The following is a 26,673-nucleotide window of genomic DNA, read 5'->3' on the forward strand; positions in this document are numbered from 1 at the left end:
AATTATTCATGGACTGTCTCTACAACGACCTTCAGGGCTGTGCCGATCGGCGGCAGGCTTTTGGTCATTAAGGGGCTATAGAATCCGATAACCTTGGCACCTTGAACCAGTGTGCTTGCCTCTATAGCCTCGCCGCTTTCATTAACAAGCGCGGTATCTTCAGCCAGACGAAGCACGACCTCGCTAGGCGATTGCTCGCTAAGGGCAGTGCCTTTAATCCGGATGCTGAGTGAGCCGTCTTCAGCTTTGATTACTTTTTCCACAGTACCTTGCGTCGCCAGCGTAGTGCCTTGCTTTTTCGAGTCCTGTACAGTGATCTTGTAAGCAGGGGTTTGCGGCGGCAGACTCATGGTGGCGAATATGGCATGCTCTGCTTCCACGGTCATGCCGAGCTGAAGATCGGTAAATGCAAGCTTTGTGCCGTCAGCCATTTGGATAACAGTATCCTTGCCCACATTCAGCACAATACCTGCGGTGCCCGTACCTTTGATTTGTACAGACTGGAACTTACCGTCATTGCGGAGGGCAGTAATGACGCCACTCTCATTCTGATGTTCTACGGATGGAGTAATCACGATTTGTTTTCCCTCCACGGAGATGGTTTGGTGCAATACCTGCCTTACAAAGGAAGCTGGAACATACAGCTGGTTCCCTTTCATCTGCGGTGCTGTTCCGAGTGTTGTATACATTTTATTGATGGCATAGCGGTCTTCACCATTCTTCACGGTTGTAAAGATGTTGCCTTTATTCAGATCAACGGCTTTGGTCTCTGTATTCCATGTGACGGTAAACCCAAGCGCCGCAGCAACGGTGCGCAGGGGAACCAAGGGTTCTTTGGCACTGGAAGGCTGGAAGCCGGTATCAGAAAGGGTCGAACCGTTGATTTCAATAGTGAAAGTCTTAGCCGCCGTGCTGGCGGATGCCTGTGGCGTTTTGTTGTTTTTGATGGAGGTTATGGCTGGTCCGGCCGATACGACTCCTGCAGTAAGGGCCAATGACAATGTTAAAAGGGCAACGCTTGTTTTCAGTGACTTGTTCATGTGTGTAGTCTCCTTTAGTTGAGTAGTATGTCAGGTGTGCGTCATTTTCTTAACGGTGATCATTTTGATTTTGTTGCAATTTTTAAGAATTGAAATCTGAGAATGCTGTAGCCACGACCAATCCCAAAATAGAAGAATAGAAGAATTATAGGTTCGATTTATATAGTTATAGTAAACTAAAAATACGAATTCTATCCGGCATTCTAACTGCGGTAAGCCGGACACAAACGAAATAAAGGGGGCATTTTTATGTATCAAACCTATATTTTTGATCTGTACGGTACGCTGATTGATATTGAAACTGATGAAGAACGTCCCGAGGTATGGGAACGGCTGGCGCTCCACTTTAGCTACCACGGTATGAACATCACGGGAACAGAGCTGCAGGATAGGTTCCTGGCGGAGCGGGACATCCAGCTTGCTGCTGCTGCACAGAGCTGTGAGTTTCCCGATTTCGTTATGGAGGAAGTCTTCCGGGTGGTGGCACGGGATTTGGGCGGAAGTCCGAACGAGGATTGGCTGCATGAAACGGTAAGGTGGGTACGGACGTTATCTATGATCCATATCTCCCTGTACGACGGAGTGGCAGAAATTCTCCAGAGCTTAAGAGCCGGCGGCAAAAAAGTGTTCCTGCTGTCCAACGGACAGAAAACCTTCGTCGAGGCTGAACTGACTATGCTTGGCATCCTGCATTTGTTTGACGGGGTGGCTATCTCCTCGGAGGCGGGGGTGAGTAAGCCGGACCCGTTGTTTTACCGCTATTTGACGGACACCTATGGTGCGGACTTAAGCTCGGCGATTATGATTGGCAATGATCCGCGTACGGATATCGCCGGGGCTGCAGCAGTAGGGATTGACTCCTGTTATATTCAGACGGCATCGTCTCCCCGGGATGTTCCGGTGAAGAGCACCGTGCAGATCTGGGATGGAGATTTGCGCAAAATCCCCGGTTGGAGCCTGTAGCCGAAACGAAGCGCCGGCAGATTGACTTGTGCTACAATAATGGAGCATAAATGCCTGAGGAGCTGACTAACGATTATGAGCGATAAAGTAAATGAGCAGGAATTGTTGGATGTGCTGTCCGCCCAGACGAAGGTTGATCCGAAGCTGATCAAGCTGGTGCTGCAGCATGAGCAGAACTTTATCAACAATGCCAAAGCCAACAGCAAAGGCGAAGTTGATATAGACAACGATGATCTGGTTGATTATGTTACTGCCCAGCGTGATGTGAAGCTGGACGAACTGACAGTCGAGAATATTCTCGATGCAGAAATGGACTATCTGATGGACAAAGGGCTTGCAGGGTATATTGATTAGAAACCTTGCGGCTGGGAGCGGCTCATGGTTCACTCCGGTTGAATCATGGGCAGCTGCTCCAAAAAAAGTTTGCCGTTTTCTTTGCTTTCGGTAAATTAATGTGCTACAATGAAGTCAATCATAAATTTAACCCTTAATTCACATATTGTAAAAGGTTATCATTTGTGCGTATGAATCCTTTTCCAATGTGTGAATTTTTATTTGTTCGTACAATACGTAGGAATAAAAGGACATGTGTTAAATAAAATATTGGAGGTAATATTATGCAAACAGGTACAGTGAAATGGTTTAACGCAGACAAAGGTTTCGGTTTTATCGAGGTTGAAGGTGGAAGCGACGTATTCGTACACTTCTCCGCAATCACTGGTGAAGGTTTCAAATCTTTGGATGAAGGCCAACGCGTAGAGTTCAACGTAACTCAAGGCGCTCGTGGACCACAAGCCGAAAACGTTGTAAAACTGTAATTTCTTAAATCAAGGCTGTCCTTAACACAAGTTGAGGGCAGCCTTTTTTATTACGCATACCTGTCCTAACGTTCCTGAAAAGGTAATGAATCGTATGGATACGAACTAAGGAGGGGTACTTATGTATTTTCGTAAAAAAGCGCTGGAGGATCTTCCCCAGGAAGACACAGCCATTTGGTCCTGCACCAAAGAAGGCTGCACCGGTTGGATGCGCGATAATTTCGCCTTTCAATATGTGCCTACCTGCTGGCAATGCAATTCACCAATGACCCGAAGCATGAAGATCCTGCCTATGCTTGTCAACACGAATCATGAGATGAAGGAAATAAAGAAGGGAATTACAATTACGTAGTTTTCTCTTCCCGGTTGCTTTGACCGGTTTTCTTCTAACGTCGATACCCTTAAGCTCCCTTGAATCAGGGACTTGCTTAGGGGTTTTTTGTTGTCCTGGAGTGCCCCCAATGATAATAGGTCTTGACCAAGCGGCAGCACTTCTGGAGAATAGAGCTGGAAGCGCTGTCAGTGAAGGAGGGGCCGAAGTGTACGGAAGATTCAAAGAGCTGAATACGCTGCGCAATCAAATCTTTATCGGATTTCTGCTTGTGATGCTGATCATTATTGTCGTTTCGGGAGCATTTGTGTATGACCGGGTCTCTTCGCTGCTGAAAAATAATTCCGAGCGGCATATCCAGCAGACTGCGGTTCAGGCCAACGGAAGACTGGACGCACTGATCGGCCAGATAGACAGTCTCACAGAGCAGGTGGCCAATCATCCGACGGTCCAGCAGCTGCTGCTGGAAGAGCTGAACGGGCAGAAAGTGTCTTTTAACCAGCGGCAATCTCTGCTGAAGATTGTATCCAGCTATCAGGCTTACATGCCCAGCGTAGGCTCCCTTGAGCTGTATACGGCTGATTACCGGCTGTTGTTCCCGATTAAAGACGGCAGCTTGAGCACAAGGATTAACGGCAGCTATATTAGCGAAGCCAATGTGCAAAAGGGCAGACTGGTCTGGATCGGTGTCGATCCGAATGATGACCAGAGTCTGCTGGCGATCCGCCAGGTCAGCCTGATGGACCGCTGGTTCTCACGGGGCGGCTATCTCATGGCGCGGATTCAGCGGAGCTACTTTCAGCTGAATGATCCGCTTTCCGGCAGCGACAGCGGCGAGTCGATACTGCTTGTCAGTGATGACGGCCAGCTGCTTGGCAGCAGCGAAGCACCGGTGGCTAATCTGCTGCCGCTGCTCCACAGCAAGGACCAGACCGTCAGCTTCCAGGACAAAGAATATGTGCAGGTCAAGCTGCGCTCGGACAAGACCAACTGGACACTGCTGGTGCTTACGCCTGTCAGTTATGTGACGAAGGGGATCTCTGTGCTGCGGACGGTGCTGCTGGTTTCCGGGGCGCTCGGAACGGTGCTGTTTTTGATTATGTCGTTTGTGCTGTCTACCATGATTACGCGGCCGATCATGCATCTGATCCGGGCGATGCGCAAATCGCGGCTCGGGGTGCTGACCCCCAATTTGCAGTCTGTATCTACGATGGAGCTTCGGGAGCTGAACAACACATACAATGGTATGATCACCAATATGAACGACTTAATCCGGGTAGTTTATGAAAAAGAAGTGCTGCAAAGCCGCACGGAGCTCAAAGCGCTGCAGGCGCAAATCAATCCCCATTTTCTGTTCAACACCTTGGAGGCGTTCAATTGGTCGCTGGAGGAGAAAGGGGAAGAGGAGCTGGCCGGACTGGTCGTAGTGATGTCGCGGCTGTTCCGTTATATCATCGGCAATCCGAACATGGATGAATGGGTAACACTTGGAGAAGAGGTGGAGCAGGTCCGGCGGTATTTGCAGATTATGGAGATGCGGATGGGCGAACGTCTGACCTGGAATGTCGAGCTGGCTCCGCAGGCGGCGGCTGTTCCGGTGCCGAAGCTGCTGATCCAGCCGATTGCAGAAAATGCGATTCTGCACGGAGTCGAGAGCCGTGTCGGCAGCGGGTTGGTCAGCGTTGTTGTCCAGCCGTCACTCCGGCAGGGCTGGACAACAATAACCGTAAGCGATAATGGTCCCGGAATGGATGCAGACACTTTGCAGGCGCTCTACAATTCGCTAGAGGGAGGACCTTCTATCTCTTCCAAGGGAAACGGTGTGGGCCTTGTAAATGTTCAGCGGCGGCTTAAGCTCTACTATGGCCGGGAAAATGCGGATCTTCAAGGAATGATGATTGACAGCAAACCGTCCCAAGGGACGGCCATTGGCTTTGAAATACCGAACAATGGGGGATATACCTATGAGCCTGGGCAACAAAATGATTCTGGTCGTGGACGATGAGCCGCGGACCCGGCAGGGTATTAAGCAGACGCTGGAAGTATGGGCAGCAGGGAGATATACCGTGGAAACCGCAGATAATGGGATTGAAGCCCGTGAACGGCTGCTGCGCGAGCGGGTCCATCTGCTGATAACCGATGTCCGGATGCCGGAGGTCAGCGGGCTGGATCTGATCCGCTCGCTGGAGGGGCAGGCGCGTAAGCCGGTGGTGATCGTCATTTCCGGCTATGCTGAATTTGAATATGTGCAGCAGGCACTGCAGCTGGGGGCAGTCAATTATCTGCTCAAGCCGCTGGACAAGGGTGAACTGCTGCAGGTGGTTGAAGCTGCCCTGAAGCGCGGGGAAGAGGAGCGGCGGCGTGAGAAGCTGGAGAAGCTGGTTGACCACAAGCTGCTGGAGATGGATCCGGAGCGCAGCGGCATGGGAGAGCCGGTGAAAGAAGCGCTTGTGTACGTGGAGCAGCATCTGCAAGAGCAGCTGAGTATGGCTGAGGTGGCCGGGCTGATCCACCTGAACGCGAGTTACTTCAGTGTGCTGTTCAAGGAACAGACGGGGGTTCCCTTCAGCGAATATGTGTCTCGGCTGAGGGTTCAGCGGGCCAAGGAAATGCTGCTGCAGACGCGAATGTCCATCGGCGAGATCGGCGAGCGTGTAGGCTACCGCACGGACAAATATTTTATCAAGGTATTCAAATCACTTGAAGGGATGAGCCCAAGCCGCTACCGCCAGCAGATGGGGGACAAGCAGACGGAAATCCAATAAAAGTGGAAGTTTTACCAATGAGCGTGATCTTATAAACCTCCGGTTGCAATGTTAAAATTTGTCTGAGAGCGGTTACAGAATCCGCACACAACTGAAAAAATGGAGGTTATAGCAATGCCAAGGAACAAGTTGACTAAAGGCCTGCTTTTGACTTTTACGCTGGCGCTGATTCTCTCGGGCTGCGGAGGGACGAAGAATAATAACGCCGCGGGTGGCAGTGAGGCGGGAGCAGGGAACGCAGAAGCGGCTACCGATGCTCCTGCGCAGAAAGTCACGATTAACATGATGCATTTATGGCCAGCAGGCAGCTCAGCCCAGCAGAATAAACTGGTCGGACAGATTATAGACGAATACCAGAAGGAACATCCGAACGTTACTATCAAGCAGGAGGTGCTGGAGAACGAGCAGTATAAGAATAAGCTCAAGGTGCTGTCCGCTTCCAATGAGCTTCCCGATGTCGGAATTACATGGGCGGCAGGCTTCATGGAGCCTTATGTAAAAGGCGGTTTGTTCGCTCCGCTGGATGATATCCTGGGCGGGGCACAGCTGAAGGATAAATTCGTCGCAGGGACTACGGAAGCTTATGCAGTGGACGGTAAAACCTACGCGCTGCCGATTGAGCTGAACATTTCACCGATTTACTACAACAAAGACATCTTCGCCAAACATAACCTGCAAGTACCGGCCACCTATGAGGAATTCAAGCAAGTTGTGAAAACGCTGTCCGATAATGGAGTGGCCCCGATTGCCCTCGGCAACAAAGACCGCTGGACCGGCTCGCTGTGGTATATGTATCTGGCCGACCGGATTGCCGGCAGTGACACGCTGAAGAAAGCTACGAACGGTACAGGCTCCTTCGATGATCCGGGCCTCATTCAGGCGGCGGCCGAAGTGCAGACTCTGGTTGACATGAATGCCTTCAACAAGGGCTTCAACGGCTTGTCCAACGATGAAGGCAAGTCCGAATTCATGAATGAAAAAGCGGCCATGTACCTGATGGGCACCTGGGAGCTTCCGAACTTTACGACGAACCCGGATATTCCGCAGGAATTCAAGGACAAGGTAGGCTTTTTCAAATTCCCGACCGTTGATGGCGGCAAGGGCAACATCAACAGCTGGGTGGGCGGTCCCGGTGTCGGCCTGTTCGTAGCCGAGTCCTCCAAGGTGAAGGAAGAGGCTAAAGCGTTTGTGGAGTACTTTGTCTCCAAGTGGGGTGAAGAGTCCGTAACCACTGCCGGCGTAATCCCGGCTACCAAGGTCGATACAGCGAACAGCAATTTGCCTCAGCTGTATGTAGACCTGCTGAATGAGCTGAACAATGCCAGCAGCATCACGCTGTTTGCCGATGTGCAAATGAAACCGGGCGCTGCACAAGTCCACCTGGATATGATTCAGGCGCTGTTCGGCAAGGCGGTAACCCCCGAACAATTCGCCGCCAAACATAAAGAAGCTGTAGAGAAAGGCAATTAAGAATAGAGTGTGAAGCGGAAGCCTCAGGTTGGCTGGGGGACTTCCGCCCCCTTTAATACGAGTATTTCAGGAAGGAAAGGAGGGATTGCACCATGGCGAAAGTGATGTCCAACAAGCTGGTGATCGCACTGTATGTGCTGCCTTCCCTGCTGCTCATCATGGGCATTATTTATATTCCGATTGTCCTGACCGGTTATTATGGACTGAACCAGTGGGACGGCATCGGCAAGATGGTATTCATCGGACTGGACAATTATAAGGAGCTGGTGCGGGACAACGCCTTCTGGCAAAGCGCTCTGCATTCCCTGCTGCTCGCTATGTTCTCGGGCATCAGCCTCATCGGTTATCTAGGGATTGCACTGGTCTTATCCGGCAAAATCAAGGGCGCAAATCTGCTGCGCAAGATTTACCTGATCCCCATGCTGCTGTCTTCCGTAGCCATCGCGCAGTTGTGGATGAAGATCTATCACCCCACCAATGGTGTGCTGAACAGCCTGCTGACTTCTCTCGGGGTCGACAATCCGCCGTCCTGGCTGGCTGAGCCCTCCATCGTGCTGATTGCTTTGTTTATCCCGATTATTTGGCAATATGCCGGTTTTTATATTCTGATTTATTATGCTGCCTTAAAGAACATTCCCGAATCGCTGATGGAAGCCGCGCGGATAGACGGGGCCAATCCTTGGCAGATCGCTACCCGGATCAAGCTGCCGCTGATCAGTGAGGTGATTAAGGTGACGGTGGTACTGTCGGTGGTGGGGTCGCTGAAATATTTTGATCTCATTTATGTCATGACTGACGGGGGGCCGAACGGGGCGAGTGAAGTTATGGCATCTTATATGTATCACAAGGCCTTCCGCAGCTTTGACTTCGGATATGGCAGCGCGGTCGGGTTCTTCCTGCTGCTCATCTGTCTGGTGGCCACTTATCTGATCCGTAAGGCGACTGCTTCGAAAGATACGATCCAGTATTCTTAAATATTGCCCGCCTTGAAAGGAGGAGCCTATCATGAGAACTCAAGCCGCTGCGGGCTACCCGCCGATTCGGCAGCGCAGCGGGGTGCCGCTCTTGCACAGAACCGGTTATGGTGTCATGTACCTCGCCCTAATCGCCGTTGCTGTGATCCAGGTGCTGCCGCTAGTCTGGCTGCTCATCTTCTCGCTGAAGAACAATCAGGAAGTATTCAACATGGCTCCATTCGCCATTCCGGCGCATCCGCACTGGAGCAATTATGAAAATGTATGGGTCAACGGAAATATAGGACAGTATTTTCTGAACAGTGTCTGGATTACGGCGGTTGCACTGGTGCTTACGGTGCTGCTGGCCAGCTTCGTCACCTTTGCCGTGACCCGCATGCTCTGGAAGGGCAGATCACTGGTGCTGGGCCTGTTTATGGTCGGGCTGATGATCCCTGTCCATTCCACATTGATTCCGCTGTTCAGTATGTTTCTGAAGCTGCATTTAACGGATAATCCGCTGTCGATCATTCTGTCGTATGTGGCGTTCAACCTGCCCACAACGATTATGATTCTGCTTGGCTTCTACTATGCGCTGCCGAAGGAAGTGGAGGAGGCGGCAATTATTGACGGCTGCTCGGTGAACAGAATGTTCTTCAAGATTGTGCTGCCGATGACTTCGTCCGTGCTGGCGACAACAGCCATTATCAATATGATCTACAACTGGAACGAGTTTATCTTCGTGAACACATTCATCAGCTCCGACAAATACAAGACGCTAACCGTCGGGGTCCAGAATTTTATCGGCCAGTATACTACAGACTGGGGGGCGATCGGTGCCACGCTGATGATCAGCATTCTGCCGATTCTGCTGGTGTTCCTGATTATGAGTGAACGGATTGTCGAGGGCATTGCCGCCGGTTCTGTTAAAGGCTGACGCGTGAGCAGGAGAAGCAGTATAATTCTTCATCCTCAATCGTAATCCCGTCAAAACCATGCTGGACAGCCAGTTCTATCAGTTCTTGATCTGGAGGAATCGGTTCACGCATGCTGCTGTAGCCAATCCGCGCATGATGCTCTTTAAGTCCCTGCCTGGTCCTGGAATGGGCAATCATAAATGTGCCGCCGGGATTCAGGCTCCGCTCCGCGTTGGCGAACAGCATTTCCAGATTTACAAAATGGGGAATGCTGTTATAGATCAGCACGTTATCAAAGCCGGATTCGCAAGTGAAGGGATCTTCGAAGTCAACACACTGCGTTTCTGCTTCAGGATAGCCTTCCCGCAGCGCTTCGAGCATCGCGCTTGAGATGTCGAGGGCCAGATAGCGGCTTGGGCGGATGCCAAGCTTATGCAGCGCAGCGGGTATGACACCGGTGCCGGAAGCTACGTCCAGCAGGCTCTGCCCTGCTTTTATGCCCAGAGCTTGGAGAACCTTCTGGGCCAGTGCAACGGCTTCCTCGCTGTTGTTCCATCCGGCGGCCAGGGCATTGAAATGTTCAATTTCACTTTCTTTCGGTGAATGTGTGGTCATATGCGGCCTCGTCTCCTGTTATGTATTTTTATGGAGTTCATTATAAATGAAAAAAGGCGGCTCGTCAGGTCGAAAAGACCTTGGCGAACCGCCTTCTTTAAAATATAAGCCGTTTCATCTTGCGGAATGCTTAATGTGCTGCAGCAGGGGAGGGGCTAACCGGTGTCTCTGCATCATGCTGGATCAGCCCGTGTTTCTCCCAGGCTCTGCTCTTCCAGCGGAAATACATAATCACTGCTCTTACCCATTCGTCAAAAGCGGTGGCCAGCCATACCCCGGCCAGGCCGAGGTCAAGCGTGAACACCAGAAAATAGCCAAGCGGCAGACTCATGCAGACCATGGAGATCAGCCCCATATAAACAGGGAACTTGGCATCGCCCGAGGCCCGCAGAGAGTTGATGATCACCAGGTTGCAGGTGCGTCCCGTCTCCAGGAAGAAGCTGAGCAGGATGACCTGGGCGCCCATCCGGACGATGCTCTCATTGTCGGTGAACAGTCCGAACAGCGGTACACGGAAGGCGATAACAATGACATCCATAATTACAGTGACAAGCAGAGCCCACTTCACACTGGAGAATACCCGCGTATAGGCTTCCTCGGGACGTTTTGCACCGACCAAATGTCCAACAATGATCGAGGTGCCCATGGATACTGCGACGCTGAACAAGAAAATATAACTCGAGATATTCAGCGCGTATTGGCGCGTGGCCATCGCTTCAGCGCCCAAATACGTAATATACAGCGTAAATACCAGCTGGCAGGATTGATAGGTAATGGATTCAAAAGCAGACGGAATGCCGATTTTGAGAATCTGCAGCACATATTTTTTGGAGAGGTGGATGTAGTAGGTCCATTTGACCCTTACCTCCATGATCCGGTATAGCAGCAGGAAGAACAGTACCAGCGTGATCAGCCGGCTCAGCACTGTGGAAATGGCCGCACCCTGTACTCCCATTGCAGGCAAGCCGAAATGCCCGAAGATCAGAATGTAGTTGCCGGCCACATGAATGATATTCATGAGCAGGGAGACCATCATCGTCTGCTTCGTGAAGCCGTGCGTGCGGATCGTAGTCGCCAGGGCGTTAAGCAGCGCCTGCAGAAAAATACCGCCTCCGACAATGTTCATATACATTCTGGCATAGACGAGGATATCGCCCTGCACATTCAGCGCAGCCAGCAGGCTTCCGCCGAACAGCAGCAGAACCGCGCTTAGAATGAGGCCTACGGCCAGGTTGAGCGTAATGGCATTTCCGGTTACATTAGCCGCTTCCTGCGGTTTCTTCGAACCGAGATATTGGGAGACGACGATAGCTGCGCCGTTTCCGATTACACTGAGTACTAGAATGGCTATAGCTATAATCTGATTCGCTGCACCCACACCCGATACGGCATCGTCCGATACCGAACTGATCATAAACGTATCGACGCTGCCCATAAGCATGAACAGGAACAGCTCCAGGAAGATCGGCCAGGTTAGCTTAATCAAGTTGAACTCTTGATGTTTTACTTGCTCCATAATACACCTTCTTATTATTATTGCCCGTACTAATGTAAATGCTTTAGTCCCAAACAAAATGTATGTTAGCACAGCTTTTATGAAAATGCAGTATTTTTACGGAAATAATGAAAAATTGGATGGATTTCTTTCAAGATTGGCATCATTTAAGCCTCTGCGCAGCACAATAGTATCCTCCAGGTGACTACATCACAATAAAGTGCCTACTTCCCTTTTGGACTGCATGAACTTACACTTAGTGCAACACTTACAAAAATACACTAAAGAGGAGATTTATCATATGAAGCTGCAATTAGCACTAGATCTTGTGGATATCGCCGGAGCCAAGGAAATTGTCTCGGAGGTGGCTGAATTTATTGATGTTGTGGAAATCGGCACACCGATTGTTATTAATGAAGGATTGCACGCGGTGAAGGCCATTAAAGAAGCTTTCCCGGCGCTGACCGTACTGGCTGATCTGAAAATTATGGATGCAGGCGGTTATGAAGTGATGAAGGCCGTGGAGGCGGGTGCGGATATCGTTACCGTGCTGGGCGTTTCCGATGATTCGACGATTAAAGGTGCTGTTGAGGAAGCCAAGAAGACGAATAAAGAGATTCTGGTTGACCTGATCAACGTCAAGGATATTAAGGCAAGAGCTGCTGAAGTGGACGCACTGGGTGTGGATTATGTGTGTGTACACTCCGGTTATGATCATCAGGCCGAAGGCAAAAATTCCTTCGCCGATCTCCATGCGATCAAAAGCGTAGTGAAGCGGGCCAAAACTGCGATTGCCGGGGGGATTAAGCTGAGCACACTGCCGGAAGTCATTGCAGCTGGACCTGACCTCGTCATCGTTGGCGGCGGCATCACCGGTGAAAGTGACCCGAAGGCAGCGGCGGCAGAAATGAAACGCCTTGTGAGCCAGGCCTAAGGTTCGTATGGATACCGTTAGATACGCACAGGAAATAGTGAAGGAGCTGCAGCGCTCGGCAGCGCAGCTTGATGCAGCAGAAGCTGAGGGATTTGCAGCGCTGCTGCTGCGCTCCGGCAAGGTGTTCGTCGCCGGGGCAGGCCGGTCGGGGCTGATGGGCCGGGCCTTTGCTATGCGGCTGATGCATGCCGGCAAAGAGGCCTATGTAGTCGGCGAGACTGTGACGCCGGGAATCGAAGCGGGCGATGTTCTGGTGCTTGGTTCTGGATCGGGTGAAACGAAGAGTCTGCTCGCGATGGCGGAGAAAGCCAAAGCGCTTGGCGCGGCGGTTGCCGCTGTGACCATTGCGCCGGAGTCGACGATCGGCAGATTGGCTGATTATACAGTGAAGCTGCCGGGCTCTCCGAAAGAACAGAACGGCGGAGAGCGCGCCACCATTCAGCCTATGGCCTCCTTGTTTGAACAGACCTTGCTCGTCTTCTATGATGCGGTGATTTTGCGGATGATGGAGCAGACCGGCCAGACCACTACGCAGATGTTCGGCAAGCATGCCAACTTGGAATAAAACAAACCACGCCTGTCCGGCTGCCCGGACAGGCGTGGTTTGTTTAGGTGTATTTTGCTGCTGATCCTATAGATTAGCCTAGCGCTTAAGCAGATCCTCACGGATAGGAGTGAAGACATCGAGCAGCGCTGAATCTGCCTCCAGTGCAGTCACGCCATGCTTGGCATTGGAAGGAATAGCAATGCTCTGGCCTGCTCCTATAGCATATTCCTTGCCATCAATGCGGAACACAAAGCTTCCACGCAGACAGTAGCTCATCTGCTCATGCGGATGGCTGTGCTCATAGCCCTCGGCTCCCTTCTCGAAATGAACCTCCATCATCATCAGACTGGCTGCCGCATTCAGGATGCAGCGTTTGACGCCCGGCTCCGCCGGTTCCCATACTCCAAGATTGCTCATGTTTATTTCCTCCTTAGGTTAGTTGAATCTGCAATACAGTTGCCGCCTGACAAGTCTGAACGTGAAGATGAATAGATAGGGGTCAGACTCGTTCAAATCCTTTTGGAACGGCAATCTGAATTGTCCCAGGCTCAAGGCTAAGAATGTCCGCTTCCGAGTCCTCGAGAACTGTCAGCCCAGCCTGCGAATTCCGGGCTTCCGCAGCTTGGGCCGCTGTGTATTCAGCCTCTGCCCCTCCAGCCAAAGCTGTTTCTGCTGGGCCGAGCAGCCTGAGCGGAACGCCGCCGGGAACGCGGATGCGGCGGGTCATTGTGGAGCCGTTGATGGCAGCGACACACCAAATGCCGTCTGCGCGGGCGATCTTATACAAGCGGACGCCTTCCCCGGCTTCTTCGCACTCCAACGGCTCCAGCCGGAGTGCGGGAGCCGCTGCTGCCCGGGGATGCAGCAGCACCACGTAGTCCTCACCAGCGTTGCCGTGCACACGGAAATGCTGCTGTGCGGCGAGCGGGTACGCTCCGCCTACGGCACCCTCTCCGGTCGTAATGACCGGGAGGGCAGGCTCGGCGATATGCGCGCTCAGCCGCATGCCGCCTAAGCCTACAGCGTCAATGGCCTGCTCCGTGACTTCGGCCTCCGTACTCAGCGTATGCAGATTCCAGACACTGTCTGCCCCGCCCTCAATCCGGTCCCAGACCAGATAAGCGTCAAAACCCGCTTTGATGAACAAGAAATGCCGCTCATGTTCTCCGGCCCGCGCATCGGGAATGAGGCTTTTTGCATAATCCAGCTCCTCCGAGAAGCGGACCTCCCGGCAGACGCTTTGCAGCGGACCGTCCAGAAGATTTCCCGTTTCACCGGCGAACTGGACGACGTTATGCGCGGCTCCCGACACATACCAGTGCCGGTCCCCGTTGTAATAGCCGCCGGTTCCGGCATCCAGCGTCAGAGGAACCCCATCTGCCCAGATGGAGAAGTGGCCTTCATCATGATGGGCGTGATAGGTCAGCGGTGAAGCTTCGTAAATGGCGTAATGCTGCAGGTTCTGCTCTCCGCCGCGGAAGATGACATAACCGATGCCTGGATAATGTACGGAGCGGAGAGCAGGTGTCTGCTCTGGAAGATCTGGCTGCGGATACAGCAGCGCGGCCAGCGGCAGCGGGAAGGCTCCGGTATCCTGGACAGGCGCGCCGCCGTGCTTCCAGGTCCAGACCATTTCCGCTGCCAGCTGCGGATCTTCCTCTGCATAGAATCGGGCCGCGTAGCCGAGCAGGCGGAACCATTGTTCCTGCACATTGGCATCGCCGACTGCCGGAGTAAGCAGAACGGGCGCACCGGAAGGGCCGCCTTGAATAATGTCCTCCGCTGTCACGATGCCTATCAGGAAGCGGTACATCGCCTTTACCTTGGGATGCCGGAAATAATCAATTCCCTTTAGGCGCTTCAGCAGGGCAAAGAAAAGGAAATAACGGTGCAGTACGGCGCCGTGATAGCGCACATTCTCCGGCCATGCGCCCTCCGCATCAACCACTTCCGCGAGCTGCCAGTCGATCACGGACCGGGCATGCTCCAGGTATGCTCCGCTTTCGGCTTCCTGCGGGAAGAGGAGCGCATAGACCCCGAGCCCGGTTGCACGGTCGGCATTCCAGTTGCTGCGCTTGCCGCCTTTCTCGTCCGGGAAGGTCGTAAGGTCGAACCGGTAGTAGGCGGTGTCCATCATCATAGCCGCGATATAGCGGAAATCGGCGAGCAGTGCCGCCGTTTCCCCGGCAGCGAGTACTCCGCTGCCTGCAATCTGGTCATAGATGACCGAGGCGGCGGCCAGTCCCCGGCCGATATGCACAGCGCCGTAGGTGTCGTCGTCATGCCAGCCGTCCCGGCGGAAAATATCCATGCCGAGCCGCATATCGGCAAGCATGTATTGCAGCTTGCGCTTAGCCAGCCCGGCATACCGCTCTTCACCCGAGACCATATACAAGTTGGCATCCGCACCGGCAGCCTCCAGCAGATACGCCCAGTTGGTCAGCGTGGGCCGGTTGAAGAGCGGGGACAGCCGCTCAAGTCCAAGAGGTTGTCCTGCGGTATCCAGAAAAGTAACCCCGGTGCATATGCCGCCGTTCACAAGAGGGACTTCCAGGCTGAGCTCTGTCTGGATACCGTAATAATCGCCTGCGCATACAGGCAGGAGCTCCTCATAACGTAGAACCGTCCACTCTGCCTCCGCTGTATTGCTGATTCGTACGCTCCGCACATGGTCCTCCGGCGCACTGCCAGCCGGAGTTACGCCGGAAGGCTGCAGGCCGCTTCCGCTGCCGGACAGTTGCTCCAGCACAATGGTACTGCCGCTTCCGGGCATTTGGGTCCAGCCGTTCAGTGCCTCCCCGAAGCTGCCGTTTATCAGTGCCACCGGCAGCCCAAGCTGGGAATGTGTCAGGCGCACGCCGCAGATACGGGCAACGCCCTGTCCCCGTACCTGTACAGCCAGCTTCAGGAAGGCGGCCCCGGCGGGAACTTTGAAGACGAAGGGTTCCACCCGGAATATACCGAGGCCGCTAAGCGGAACGGCTGCCTCGCGGGCGGCAAATTGTCCGGACAGCTGCTGCTGTCTTGCGTATTCCTGCGCAATTGCGGGGATCTGTTCAATTCTGCTGCGGATTTCCCCCAGTTGTTCCCGGTCATAGCAGCCGAAGGGGCGGGCTTCGGCTGCGTCTTTATATGCTGAATTCATTGGTAGAATCAAACCTCCCTGTGAAGTTGTAATCCTGTTCTGTTATTTACTTTCTTCTTTAAGTATAGCTGTCCCGGGATGAAATCAGGGATGGATAAAAACAGGAAGCAGAGGGGACAAAGCGACTGAAAACTGCCCCGCAAAGTGAGGTCTTGATCTCGGAGCTTATTCTAAATGAAAAAGTGAAATTCTCCCCCTTAGCGCAGTCGGTTTCTCCCTAACTGTATATGCTCGGAGGGACGTATGATTAGGGCAGAAGCGCAAGTCCAATGACAGGAGGAACAATCAATGAATGAAACGAAACGTCAAATAAACGCCTGGACCTTTGTAGCGCCCAGCTTGATTCTGACGCTGATTTTTGGGGTGTACCCTATCTTTTGGGCTTTAAAGTACATGTTCTATGATTATCAGGGCTTCGGCACACCGCTATTCATCGGCCTGGATAATTTCGAGCGGCTGTTCCGCGATAAGGATTTCTGGCATTCCGTGGTCAATACCTTCATCTATGCAGGCGGCAAGCTTGTGATCACCATTCCGCTGTCTTTTGTACTGGCGGTGATTCTCAACCGCGCCTTGAAGGGGCGCCAGCTGCTGCGGGCGATTTATTTCATGCCTACCGTGATCAGTGCTTCGGTGATGGCGATTGTGTTCTACGTTATTTTCAACTCTTACAACGGAATGGTGAATCAGCTGCTCATGGGTGCCGGAATTGTATCCGCTCCCATAGACTGGCTCGGCGCCAAACACGCCTTAATCACGGCGATTATTATCGCAATCTGGGGTGCGGTCGGCAACTATATGCTGCTCTTTATTGCCGGGCTGCAGAATATTCCGGAGGATCTTTATGAAGCCGCTTCCCTGGACGGCGCGGGGCCGCTGCGGAAGATGTGGAGCATTACCGTTCCGATGCTGGGACCTGTGCTGCAAATGATCATCATGCTGGCCATCACCGTCTCTCTGAAAGGTTACGAGAGCATTATGGTGCTGACTGAGGGCGGGCCGTACGGCAAGACGGAAGTCATGTATCTGTATCTCTATAAACTGTTTTTCCCTGTATCGAGCGGAGGCTCGAGCATCCAGCAGTTTGGTTACGGGAGCGCGGTCGGGTTCACCACTGCGGTTATCGTCGGTCTGATCACTCTGGTTTACTTTTATGTATCCAAAAAGCTGAATGATATCTATTAAAAGAGAGGAGAATGTACAGTGAGCACATTGCATGCGGAAACGAAAATGACTTCGGCACAAGCTGAGCGTTCGGTTAAGACCAAAGCGCTGCTGTCCAAGGCACTGCTGTGGATTTTCCTGCTTCTGGTGGCGGCTTTTGCGGTATTCCCGATTGTTCTGGCCTTTTTCGGATCGCTTAAGTCCAATCTGGAGCTGACCACAGGAACAACCCTGCTGCCGAAGGAATGGAAATTCGATAACTATTCGCAGGCCTGGACTTCAGCAAATTTCGCACGCTTCACCTGGAACAGCGTATTTATCAGCACATTTACTACTATAGGCACTCTATTGATAGGAACGATGGCTGCATATGCAGTAGCAAGGGTTGATTTCTACGGGAAACGGCTGTATGTGATCATTCAGTCCTGCACCCTGTTTATCTCCATCGGTGCTGTCGTGCTGCGTCCCCAGTTTGATCTTATGGTATCGCTTCATCTGCAAAAATCGCTCTGGGGCGTCATCATCATTCTGATTAGTGCCCATGCGACTGCATTTTTTATGCTGATCGGTTTTGTGCGGGCGATCCCGAAGGAACTTGACGAGGCGGCGTTTATTGACGGCTGCAACTTTTATAGCGTATACTTTCGTGTTATCTTGCCGCTCCTGACGCCCGCACTGGGGGTGACTGCACTCTGGACCTTCCGCGGCGCATGGAATGAATATATTCTGCCGCTGGTATTTACCATGACGCAGCCTGCCCTGCAGACGCTGACCGTAGGTTTAGCCGGGCTGAAATACGGTATCGGGGATGCGGCGCAGCCCCAGCTAATGCTTGCCGGCGCATGCTTGTCCATGCTGCCGATGATTATTGTCTACATTTTTGCCAACAAATCATTTATGCAGATGACGGCTGGCTCTGTAAAGGGCTGAGGCTAACGCAGCGATTCTCCGGGCGGCCGGTCAACAAAGGATGTGGAACCATGCTGAAGGCCTGGCTTTACCGGACCTCGCTGAAGAAAAGAATATGGCTGTCGTTTACCGCACTGACGGTCTTTTGCATCTCTATTACCGGCCTGTGGGCCTACTCGATTGCTTCGCGGGCTATGGAGCGCAACTCCATCGACCTGAACCGCAATGTGCTGAACCAGTCGGTCAACGTGCTGGACCAGAAGCTGAAGCAGATTATTGTGGCTTCCTCCACCATGATGCTGAGTGAAGCGTACAAGCAGACCATAAGGGACATACAAGCGCATAACACAGACCGGTTTTTCGCCAATTTCTCCTTGCTGCAAGGCCCCTTTACACAGGCGGAGCTAACGGAGAACTCCATTGAATCTATACTGATCAGTACGCCGGACGGGGATTTCTATTCCGCCGGCAATCTGCGCAGAACAGCGACTCCATTTATGGAGTCTTTGCTGTATAAGCGGATCAAGGACAATCCGGAATCCAACTGGGTGGAGAGCCATCAGGACGAGCTGTTCGCCGGAAAACATCAGGTCATTTCCCTGCTGCTTCAGCCGCTTACGGAGAATTATGTGCCGGATGTCTTTTTGACCGTCAATGTAAAGGAGGACATCCTGGAGGATACGGTCAGCGGGGGCGCGAGCCTCGGCAGCGCAAAGTTTCTGCTGATCAACAAGACGGGGGCAAGTGTCTTCGGAGACAAGGAACGGCCGGAATGGTCACGCTCGGCGGCATTTATGGACAAGCTGCTTGAAGCAAAAAGCGGCAATTTCGAGTATTCCGCCGGCGGCGGGCCGATGCTGGTCAGCTATGCCGAATCACGGTATGCAGACGACTGGCTGCTGGTCAGCTACCAGTCGAAGAAGGAGCTGCTCCAGCCTGTGCGCAGCATCCAGTGGCTGGTGCTGATGATCATGGCTGTCTGTATTGTGATCGCGCTGCTGCTGGCGAGATACTTGTCGGCACTGCTGCTTGGGCCGCTGCTGAAGCTGCAGAAGACGATGTCGCGGGTGGAGCAGGAGGATCTCGGCGCCCGTTTCCAGAGTCCGTTTCAGGATGAGATCGGGGAAGCAGGCCGCAAATTCAACCAGATGCTGGACCGGATCGGTGAGCTGATTCTTGAAGTCAAGGATACGGAAAAAGAAAAGCGGAAAGCGGAGATCAAGGCGTTGCAGGCGCAGATTGAGCCCCATTTTTTATATAACACACTGAATACAATCTTCTGGAAATGTGAAATGGATGAATATGAGGATGTGAAGCAGATGGTGATTTCTCTGTCCGCCCTGTTCCGGCTGGGGCTGAACAACGGGCAGGAAATTACGACTCTGGGCAGGGAGCTGGAGCATGTCCGCCAGTACCTGAACCTCCAGCAGCAATGCTACGAGGGACTGTTCGAATATACGATAACCGCAGGGCCGGAGCTGCTGGAGCTTCCCGTGCTGAAGATTATCATTCAGCCCCTCGTGGAGAATTCGATTCTTCATGGGCTGAAGGAGCTGCGGAACGGGGGGAGGATTCGGATCTCCGTGGCAGCGGAGGCGCACAATCTTGTAATCCGGGTAACCGACAACGGGGCGGGCATGGATGCGGAGAAGCTGAATGCCCGGCTGAAGGAGCCTGTCGGCAGCGGAGGGTACGCCCTGTCCAATATTTGCAGCCGGTTGCAGCTGTATTACGGCAAGGAGGCCGGATTAACCTTCTGCAGCCGTCCGCTTATCGAAACCGAAGCGGTTCTCTCATTTCCAATGGAAGGTGGAGTTTATCCTGAACCACACTGAGCCTATTAAAATATGTATTGTTGACGATATCCCGGCCGTTGTCCGGGGCTTGTCGCAGCGAATCCCCTGGGAGGAGCACGGCATTGTAGTTGCAGCAACAGCGGCTAACGGAGAAGAAGGGCTAATGCAGATCCGCAAGCACCGGCCTGATATTGTGTTGACCGACATCCGCATGCCGTTTACCGATGGACTGGAGATGATGCGGATTATTCAGGCGGAGCAGCCGGACATCAAACTGATCTTCCTGACGGGCTACTCCGATTTCACATATGCCCAGGAAGCGGTGAAGCTCGGGGCCTTTGACCTGATCGTCAAGCCTTTTACCAAGCCTCAGGTGCTTGAATCGGTTCTGAAGGCCAAAGAGATGCTGGAGCGGGAACGCTCCCAGGCCGAACAGATGCGGGGGATGGAGCAGAAGCTGCGGGAGAGCATGCCTTATTTGCGCCAGGAGTACATGCGTCTGCTAATCCGCTATGGCAGCAGGCAGCAGCACCTCAGCCAGCAGTGGGATTTCTATGCCATTACAATGAACAGCCGCGACTTTTGTGTGCTGGTGGCGGAAATAGACTTTTTTGCAGAGCGCACGGCCGCCCTGCCAGTATCTGAAGTAGAGCTGATCCGTTTTGCGGTGCAGAATATTCTGGAAGAGACGGTTGCTGCCTATACGCAAGGCCTCGTCTTCCGCGAACATGTCAATCAATTCGTCATCGTCATGAATCCCCCGGCGGAGCTGGATGCGGAGCAGCTCGCGGAGAAATGCCGGGAGAACGTATGCCGTCATACATACCAGACGGTGTCGATCGGACTCGGCGGGGAGGTCGAAGAGGCCGGCCAGCTGTCCGTATCCTACGCCCAGGCGTTGTCTGCGCTGGCAAACACGTTTCTGACCGGCGGGAACAGCGTATACCGTTATGTGGAATCACTGGAGGGGGATGCCGCCCTGCCCCGGTACTCTTACGACAAAGAGAAGGAGCTGCTCTACTGCCTGCGTTCGGCCAATCTGGCCAAAGCGGAGGAGCAGCTAGGCGACATCTGGAATGAATGGCTGAGCGCTCCCGCCCTGCCCGGTCCGGCTATCGTCAAGACGATGTGTCTTGAACTGGCCCATTCCATCCACCGGGTCTTTTCCGACAAGGCTTCGGACTCGGAGGTCAAGACGCTGGAGAAAAAGCTGGCCGACATGAACGGAGCCGCCTCCTTTGAGGAGCTGCGCAGGCAGATCCGGGAATTTTGCCGCCAGGGCTGTGCGTACGTGCAAATCCGCCAGTCCAGCGATGCGCGTGTACTGGTGGAGCGGGCCATCGCCCATATCAATGGAAATCTGCACCGCAACCTTTCCGTAGCTGATTGTGCCAGAGAGGTTCATCTCAGCCCGAGTTATTTCTCCAATCTGTTCAAAAAGGAGATAGGAATGACGCTCGCCCAATACATTATCAGCCGCAGAATGGAAAAGGCCAAGGAACTGGTGCTGGAAGGCATGCAGGTTCAGGATATCGCCGTCTCGCTGGGCTATGAGGACCGCCCCTATTTTACTGAACTCTTCAAAAAATATACCGGCATGACCCCTACCGACTTCCGCTCCAAATACGCTTCGGTCACGCAGCGCGGAAACAGTGATTTCGTCTCCCATGAATAGTTGTTTTCTCCTTCACTTAGAATCGGGCGGACATTCTATAATTTTTATATGAAATGAATGCGATTACAAAAAGAAAAGGGAGGCAATTTAGATGAAAAGAAATAAGTGGATGCTGACTGGAGTTTCGCTGCTGCTGGCCGGTTCGCTGGCCGCGTGCTCCTCGTCCAATACAAATACGGAGGCGGAGGGCAACAATACAGCCGCTGAGAAAACAAAGCTGGTCTACTGGACCATCGACCGTCATGATTCTGACTTTATAGAGCAGAAAATCAGTGAGTATGAGGGCCTCAATCCCGATGTCGATATTGAAATGAAAGTGATGGCCGAGAACTACGCCCAGTCGGTGGATATTGCCTTCTCCAGTAAACAAGCACCGGATATTCTGCGTGTGGATACGGGGAACGTGCCAACCTGGGTGAAGAAAGGCTACCTGGAGTCCTTCGACAGTTATATTACACCGGAAATGAAAAGCCGGTTCGAGAAGGTGCTCATTAATGAGAAGAATACCGTGGACGGCAAAATCTACACCCTGCCGAATATCGGCCAGTTCTGGCGCCTGATCTATAACGTAGATCTGTTCGAGAAGGCCGGCATTACCGAGCCGCCGACCACGCTGGCGGAAATGGTGGAGGATGCCAAGAAGATTACAGAGGTGGGTAAAGCCAGCGGTGCTTATGGCTTCGCCGGAAATTTCAAAAGCGCAAGCGGCTTTGAACGTATCGCTTATCCGATCACGACCCTCAGCAAAACTGCAGGTACAGAGGGCTTCAATTTCCAGACTGGCCAGTTCGACTTCAGCATGTATAAGGAAGCACTTGAAGCCCTGCGGCAGATCACGATGGACGGAAGCATGATGCCGGGTTCGGAATCGCTGGATATTGACCCGCTGCGCGCGCAATTCGCCCAGGGTAAAATCGGGATGTATTTCAACCATTCTGTCGAACCTAGCGTCTACAAAACCCAGTTCCCGACCGATATCCGCTGGGCCGCAGCGCTTCCTCCGACAGTGGACGGCAAGCAAAACGGTGCCAGTCAGGTTATCTCCGGCAGCTACCTGGCGATGAGCAAGGATTCGGAGCAGAAGGAAGCGGCATGGAAATTCATCGAGTGGATGTACAGCGATGAGGTACAGATTGCCTATCAGGAAGGCGGATACGGGGTTTCGGTTATTCCTTCCGTTGCTGCTGCAGCCAAAGCTCCGGATATTCCGGGAATCGAGAACTTCCTGCCAACGAAATTTGATGCCATCTATCCGGCAACTCCGCTGGTAACTACCGAAGGACGCCTGGAAGGAACAAAGAAAGTCGATGTCTTCAACAAATATATTTTTGACGGCGGAGATTTGGACAAGGAGCTTCAGGATCTGAATACCCGCTATAATGCAGCACTGGAAAAAGCCAAAGCAGCGGGTGACACCACGATTGAAGCGCAGCCGGACTTCAGCGCAGCCAGCCTGCAGGGAAGCCTGTCCAGCAAATAAAACGCATACGCAGCATACAGACCGCAGGCCGAGCCTGCGGTCTGTATGCGTACATAGGGAATATGGTCCCGATGCGCCTGCCGGTGATGTGCGGCCCCCGGGTGTTTTGTAGTATGATATTAAAGACGAAAGGGGGCCGCATACCTTGGCGACGGATATTAAAGACCGTATCAATCTGAAGGAAATCAACTGCGAGAAGGAGCTTACGCTTGCCGTTATCGGCGGTAAATGGAAGCTGATCATCTTATGGCACTTGGGCCTAGAAGGAACCAAACGTTTCAGTGAGCTGAAGAAGCTTATTCCTCATATTACGCAAAAAATGCTGACCAATCAGCTTCGTGAGCTGGAGGAAGACCAGCTTGTGCTGAGAAAGGTGTATGCTGAGGTCCCGCCGAGAGTAGAATACTCTTTGACGGAATACGGGCAAAGCCTGCTGCCTGTACTGCGTATGATGTACGATTGGGGCAAAAACTACGGGAATAATGTCATCTGGAAGGATATACCTGAGGAAGATAGATAACGTTCGTTAGCAATAGATCGCAGACTGCGGTCCAAGCTGCAAGTGTGGAGCCAGTAGCGCTAAGTATATAATGGAGGGAAATCAAAGATGTCTACAGATTATAGTCCACTGCTGGAATCCTACCGGTTCGAAAATGGGATTTCATTAAAAAATCGTGTCATTATGGCACCGATGACCAACTTTTCTTCTAATGAGGACGGTACGGTATCCGGACCGGAATTGCAATATTATGCCCGCCGCTCCAAAGGTGCGGGACTGGTGATTACGGCCTGTGTATATGTGACGCGGAGCGGTAAAGGGTTTGCCGGCGAATTCGGTGCAGACCGTGATGAACTGATTCCAAGCCTCCGCGAGTTGGCTGAAGCAATCAAGGGTGCAGGCGCGAAGGCAGTTCTGCAGATCTTCCACGGTGGCCGCCAGTGTCCTCCTGAGCTGCTTCCGGATGGCCAGGCGGTCAGCGCGAGCAATGTTCCGGCTGAGCTGCCTCGGGGCGGTCATGGTCCTGTTCCTCGTGCGCTGAGCGAAGAAGAAATTACCGGTATTATTGCCGACTTCGGCGCGGCTACACGCCGGGCCGTTGAGGCCGGCTTCGACGGCGTGGAAATTCATGGCGCGAACGGCTATTTGCTGCAGCAATTTTTCTCCCCGCATTCCAACACACGCGAAGACCGCTGGGGCGGCAGCCTGGAGAACCGGCTGGCTTTCCCGCTCGCCGTGCTGCGTGAGGTTAAACATGCGGTGAAGGAGCATGCTTCATCGCCGTTTCTGGTCGGCTACCGCTTCTCACCCGAGGAGCCGGAAACACCGGGGATTACGATGGCCGAGACCTTTGCGCTGATTGATGCGCTGAAGGAGGAGGGTCTGGACTATCTGCATGTTTCGCAGCAGGATCTGTGGTCCAAACCTCACCGCGGCACGGACGACAGCCGTCCACGGATTGAGCAGATTGTGGACCGTGCAGGAGAGGATGTTCCGGTTATTGGTGTCGGCTCCCTGTATAAGGCCGATGATGCGCTGAAGAGCCTGGAGACCGGAATCAGCCTGGTAGCCCTGGGCCGCCCGCTGCTGATTGATCCGGACTGGGTGCAGAAGGTTGCCGGAGGACGCGCTGCTGACATTAAGACGGAGCTTGATCCTTCAGCCCAGGCTGAGCTTGTAATACCGGACCCGCTATGGGGCGCATTAATTCATACGCCAGGCTGGATGCCGATCAAAGCCTAAATCTGATCCAGCGGAGCGTTGGCGCGGTAAAACTTCCGCCTGCGGATTAATTGGGGCAGCCGCCGCTCCGTTTGGTTTGGTTCGTCTCAGACGGAGCCGTTACAGCTAAGTTAGAGGTGTTGCCACGGCCGCGGACCGGGGAGACCTTATTTTCTCTATAGAGTGCATTTTGCGGGACTAACGGACCGTAGCGCACTTATTACCGTTTCGGCAGCCGGATTTCAGGCCAATACCCGTGCATAAGTGCATTGGAGTCCGATAGCTTGCCGGAATGATGCTCCAGTCGAAAATAAGAGCTGCTGGGTCCGTTGCGTGCCCGGGGTCTTTTCTGACAGCGGGGGAACGATTTCCAGAAAATCCGCGTCCCATACTGATTGCTGTCCGGCTGCCGCCGGAAGCTCTCACCAAGCAAAAACCCTCTGACTCCCGTATTGCGGCGGTCAGAGGGTTTTTATTTCTGCACAGTTTGCGCAGATAATAAAATCGGACAAGCCGCAGGAGCTTCACTACCTGCGCAAAGAGGCCTGCCCGGTCAGAGCAATTGCTCTTGACCAGGCAGGCCGAATTGTTGCAGCGGGTTGTGCAGCCGCAAGGGGAAACCCTCGGCTATGCCTTTTGCTCAAACAGCTTGGCAATCTCAACGATAACCTGGACGGACTTCAGCATAACATCTACAGAAGCGTACTCGAATTTGCCGTGGAAATTTTCGCCCCCGGTAAAAATGTTCGGTGTCGGGAGTCCCATGTAGGAGAGCTGTGAACCGTCTGTCCCGCCGCGGATCGGGCGAATGACCGGTGTTATGCCGAGGTTCTCCATCGCTTCGTGGGCAATATCGACGATATGGCGGACCGGCTCGATTTTTTCACGCATATTATAATATTGGTCATTCAATTCCAGCACAATGTTCTCATCGCCATAAGTGGATTTGAATTCATCTACAATCGCAGAAATATTCGCTTTGCGGTTCTCGAACTGGGTGCGGTCAAAGTCGCGGATAATGTAATGCAGCTTGCTGTGCTCCGCCGATCCCTGCATGGAGATTAAATGGTAGAACCCTTCATAGCCGTCCGTAAATTCAGGAGCCTCGCCGGATGGCAGCCGGAGGTGGAAGGCCATGGCGATTTTGGACGAATGGATCATTTTGCCTTTTGCAGTGCCGGGATGCACGTTGACGCCTTTGAAGCTGATTTTGGCGGCAGCAGCATTAAAGCTCTCATATTCCAGTTCTCCCAGAGGCCCTCCATCAACGGTGTAAGCATAGGAAGCGCCGAAGGCGGCGACATCGAATTTATGCGGCCCGCGTCCGATTTCCTCATCGGGGGTGAAGGCGACTCGAATCTTGCCATGCTTAATTTCCGGATGCTCCAGAAGATACGCCATCGCGGTCATAATCTCGGCGATTCCGGCCTTGTTGTCTGCTCCCAGCAGCGTTGTGCCGTCTGTCGTAATCAGGGTATGTCCCTTATACCCGGGCAGCTCAGGGAAACTCTCCGTGGAGAGGACCACATTCAGCGCCTTGTTCAGCACAATGTCGTTCCCGTCATAATTCTCGACAATTTGCGGTTTCACACCGGAGCCGGTGAAATCTGTCGCGGTATCCAAATGCGCGAGGAAGCCGATCGTCGGAACCTCCTTGTCGCTGTTGGCGGGAAGGGTAGCCATGACATAACCATGCTCGTCCACCGTAACCTCGGCAAGTCCTAGTTCGCCGAGCTCATCAACGAGCTTGCGGGCCAGCACCATTTGCCCCGGAGTGGAAGGACAGGTGTCACTGTCTTCATCCGATTGGGTATCCATCTCAGCATAAGACACAAAACGTTTGATCAGCTCTTCTTTCAAAATGGTTCAGCTCCTCTTTTTCTTCCAGTCGTATGTCTATATTATCACTTTCTATAGAAGGTCTCATCCTTTGCGT

At 53.0% G+C, this 26,673-nt stretch carries 25 protein-coding genes; 18 read left to right on the plus strand and 7 right to left on the minus strand.

What is annotated here, in order from left to right:
* Window positions 1–2 precede the first annotated feature (2 nt).
* Window positions 3–1,040: a copper amine oxidase N-terminal domain-containing protein gene (locus AC3WT9_RS22785; protein WP_341097081.1), complete on the minus strand. Its 1,038-nt coding sequence runs from the start codon at window positions 1,038–1,040 to the stop codon at window positions 3–5.
* Between the two features lie 249 nt (window positions 1,041–1,289).
* On the opposite strand from AC3WT9_RS22785, the gene AC3WT9_RS22790 reads away from it, so the two are divergent.
* The 9 genes from AC3WT9_RS22790 to AC3WT9_RS22830 all read left to right on the plus strand — a co-directional run bounded on the left by AC3WT9_RS22790 (window position 1,290) and on the right by AC3WT9_RS22830 (window position 9,277).
* Window positions 1,290–2,003 carry an HAD family hydrolase gene (locus AC3WT9_RS22790; protein WP_341097080.1) on the plus strand — a complete coding sequence of 238 codons (714 nt, stop codon included), beginning with the start codon at window positions 1,290–1,292 and terminating at the stop codon, window positions 2,001–2,003.
* A gap of 75 nt (window positions 2,004–2,078) precedes the next feature.
* Entirely contained in the window at window positions 2,079–2,357 is a 279-nt protein-coding gene (locus AC3WT9_RS22795) for a hypothetical protein (RefSeq protein ID WP_341097078.1), read from the plus strand.
* A 263-nt stretch (window positions 2,358–2,620) separates the two neighbouring features.
* Window positions 2,621–2,821, plus strand: a complete 201-nt coding sequence (locus AC3WT9_RS22800) for a cold-shock protein (RefSeq protein ID WP_036722718.1) — start codon at window positions 2,621–2,623, stop codon at window positions 2,819–2,821.
* Between the two features lie 121 nt (window positions 2,822–2,942).
* The gene (locus AC3WT9_RS22805) at window positions 2,943–3,173 is read left to right on the plus strand and encodes a cold-shock protein (RefSeq protein WP_038597805.1); all 231 of its coding nucleotides are present in this window, start codon (window positions 2,943–2,945) and stop codon (window positions 3,171–3,173) included.
* Window positions 3,174–3,426: 253 nt separating this feature from the next.
* A complete protein-coding gene (locus AC3WT9_RS22810; protein WP_492407969.1) occupies window positions 3,427–5,157 on the plus strand; it encodes a sensor histidine kinase in 1,731 nt (576 codons plus the stop codon).
* Window positions 5,117–5,917 (plus strand): response regulator transcription factor, encoded by an 801-nt coding sequence (locus AC3WT9_RS22815; protein WP_341097076.1) that lies wholly within the window; start codon window positions 5,117–5,119, stop codon window positions 5,915–5,917. Before AC3WT9_RS22810 ends, AC3WT9_RS22815 begins: the two co-directional genes overlap by 41 nt.
* 114 nt (window positions 5,918–6,031) lie before the next feature.
* Window positions 6,032–7,387, plus strand: a complete 1,356-nt coding sequence (locus tag AC3WT9_RS22820; protein WP_341380091.1) for an extracellular solute-binding protein — start codon at window positions 6,032–6,034, stop codon at window positions 7,385–7,387.
* Window positions 7,388–7,479: 92 nt separating this feature from the next.
* Window positions 7,480–8,361 carry a carbohydrate ABC transporter permease gene (locus AC3WT9_RS22825; protein ID WP_341097072.1) on the plus strand — a complete coding sequence of 294 codons (882 nt, stop codon included), beginning with the start codon at window positions 7,480–7,482 and terminating at the stop codon, window positions 8,359–8,361.
* A gap of 31 nt (window positions 8,362–8,392) precedes the next feature.
* Window positions 8,393–9,277 carry a carbohydrate ABC transporter permease gene (locus tag AC3WT9_RS22830; RefSeq protein WP_341097070.1) on the plus strand — a complete coding sequence of 295 codons (885 nt, stop codon included), beginning with the start codon at window positions 8,393–8,395 and terminating at the stop codon, window positions 9,275–9,277.
* On the opposite strand, the gene AC3WT9_RS22835 is transcribed toward AC3WT9_RS22830, so the two are convergent.
* Both AC3WT9_RS22835 and AC3WT9_RS22840 read right to left on the minus strand, forming a co-directional pair.
* A complete protein-coding gene (locus AC3WT9_RS22835) occupies window positions 9,267–9,872 on the minus strand; it encodes a class I SAM-dependent methyltransferase (RefSeq protein WP_341097069.1) in 606 nt (201 codons plus the stop codon). The two genes, AC3WT9_RS22830 and AC3WT9_RS22835, sit on opposite strands and share 11 nt — an antisense overlap.
* Before the next feature lie 130 nt (window positions 9,873–10,002).
* The gene (locus tag AC3WT9_RS22840; RefSeq protein WP_341097068.1) at window positions 10,003–11,388 is read right to left on the minus strand and encodes an MATE family efflux transporter; all 1,386 of its coding nucleotides are present in this window, start codon (window positions 11,386–11,388) and stop codon (window positions 10,003–10,005) included.
* A gap of 280 nt (window positions 11,389–11,668) precedes the next feature.
* On the opposite strand from AC3WT9_RS22840, the gene hxlA reads away from it, so the two are divergent.
* Complete coding sequence (gene hxlA / locus AC3WT9_RS22845; RefSeq protein ID WP_341097067.1) at window positions 11,669–12,301, plus strand: 3-hexulose-6-phosphate synthase; 633 nt, start codon at window positions 11,669–11,671, stop codon at window positions 12,299–12,301.
* Between the two features lie 7 nt (window positions 12,302–12,308).
* Window positions 12,309–12,866 (plus strand): 6-phospho-3-hexuloisomerase, encoded by a 558-nt coding sequence (gene hxlB / locus AC3WT9_RS22850; RefSeq protein WP_341380089.1) that lies wholly within the window; start codon window positions 12,309–12,311, stop codon window positions 12,864–12,866.
* Window positions 12,867–12,944: 78 nt separating this feature from the next.
* Here hxlB and AC3WT9_RS22855 read toward each other — a convergent pair whose 3' ends face one another.
* Window positions 12,945–13,265 carry a cupin domain-containing protein gene (locus AC3WT9_RS22855; protein WP_341097064.1) on the minus strand — a complete coding sequence of 107 codons (321 nt, stop codon included), beginning with the start codon at window positions 13,263–13,265 and terminating at the stop codon, window positions 12,945–12,947.
* 82 nt (window positions 13,266–13,347) lie between these two features.
* The gene (locus AC3WT9_RS22860; RefSeq protein WP_492407957.1) at window positions 13,348–15,993 is read right to left on the minus strand and encodes a heparinase II/III domain-containing protein; all 2,646 of its coding nucleotides are present in this window, start codon (window positions 15,991–15,993) and stop codon (window positions 13,348–13,350) included.
* Between the two features lie 288 nt (window positions 15,994–16,281).
* On the opposite strand from AC3WT9_RS22860, the gene AC3WT9_RS22865 reads away from it, so the two are divergent.
* From AC3WT9_RS22865 to AC3WT9_RS22895, 7 genes are all read left to right on the plus strand, one after another.
* Entirely contained in the window at window positions 16,282–17,178 is an 897-nt protein-coding gene (locus AC3WT9_RS22865; protein ID WP_341097061.1) for a carbohydrate ABC transporter permease, read from the plus strand.
* Between the two features lie 45 nt (window positions 17,179–17,223).
* A complete protein-coding gene (locus AC3WT9_RS22870; RefSeq protein ID WP_341097815.1) occupies window positions 17,224–18,087 on the plus strand; it encodes a carbohydrate ABC transporter permease in 864 nt (287 codons plus the stop codon).
* Between the two features lie 50 nt (window positions 18,088–18,137).
* Window positions 18,138–19,901: a cache domain-containing sensor histidine kinase gene (locus AC3WT9_RS22875; RefSeq protein ID WP_341097059.1), complete on the plus strand. Its 1,764-nt coding sequence runs from the start codon at window positions 18,138–18,140 to the stop codon at window positions 19,899–19,901.
* Window positions 19,876–21,537 carry a response regulator gene (locus tag AC3WT9_RS22880; protein WP_341097057.1) on the plus strand — a complete coding sequence of 554 codons (1,662 nt, stop codon included), beginning with the start codon at window positions 19,876–19,878 and terminating at the stop codon, window positions 21,535–21,537. Before AC3WT9_RS22875 ends, AC3WT9_RS22880 begins: the two co-directional genes overlap by 26 nt.
* Window positions 21,538–21,628: 91 nt before the next feature.
* A complete protein-coding gene (locus tag AC3WT9_RS22885) occupies window positions 21,629–23,017 on the plus strand; it encodes an ABC transporter substrate-binding protein (protein ID WP_341097055.1) in 1,389 nt (462 codons plus the stop codon).
* A 145-nt stretch (window positions 23,018–23,162) separates the two neighbouring features.
* The gene (locus AC3WT9_RS22890; RefSeq protein WP_341097054.1) at window positions 23,163–23,537 is read left to right on the plus strand and encodes a winged helix-turn-helix transcriptional regulator; all 375 of its coding nucleotides are present in this window, start codon (window positions 23,163–23,165) and stop codon (window positions 23,535–23,537) included.
* 87 nt (window positions 23,538–23,624) lie between these two features.
* Complete coding sequence (locus tag AC3WT9_RS22895; protein ID WP_492407958.1) at window positions 23,625–24,758, plus strand: NADH-dependent flavin oxidoreductase; 1,134 nt, start codon at window positions 23,625–23,627, stop codon at window positions 24,756–24,758.
* A 199-nt stretch (window positions 24,759–24,957) separates the two neighbouring features.
* Here AC3WT9_RS22895 and AC3WT9_RS22900 read toward each other — a convergent pair whose 3' ends face one another.
* The gene (locus AC3WT9_RS22900; RefSeq protein ID WP_341097051.1) at window positions 24,958–25,170 is read right to left on the minus strand and encodes a hypothetical protein; all 213 of its coding nucleotides are present in this window, start codon (window positions 25,168–25,170) and stop codon (window positions 24,958–24,960) included.
* Between the two features lie 194 nt (window positions 25,171–25,364).
* Entirely contained in the window at window positions 25,365–26,597 is a 1,233-nt protein-coding gene (gene pepT / locus AC3WT9_RS22905) for a peptidase T (protein WP_341097049.1), read from the minus strand.
* Window positions 26,598–26,673 lie beyond the last annotated feature (76 nt).

It is taken from the genome of Paenibacillus sp. EB106-06-01-XG199 (genome assembly GCF_058791575.1).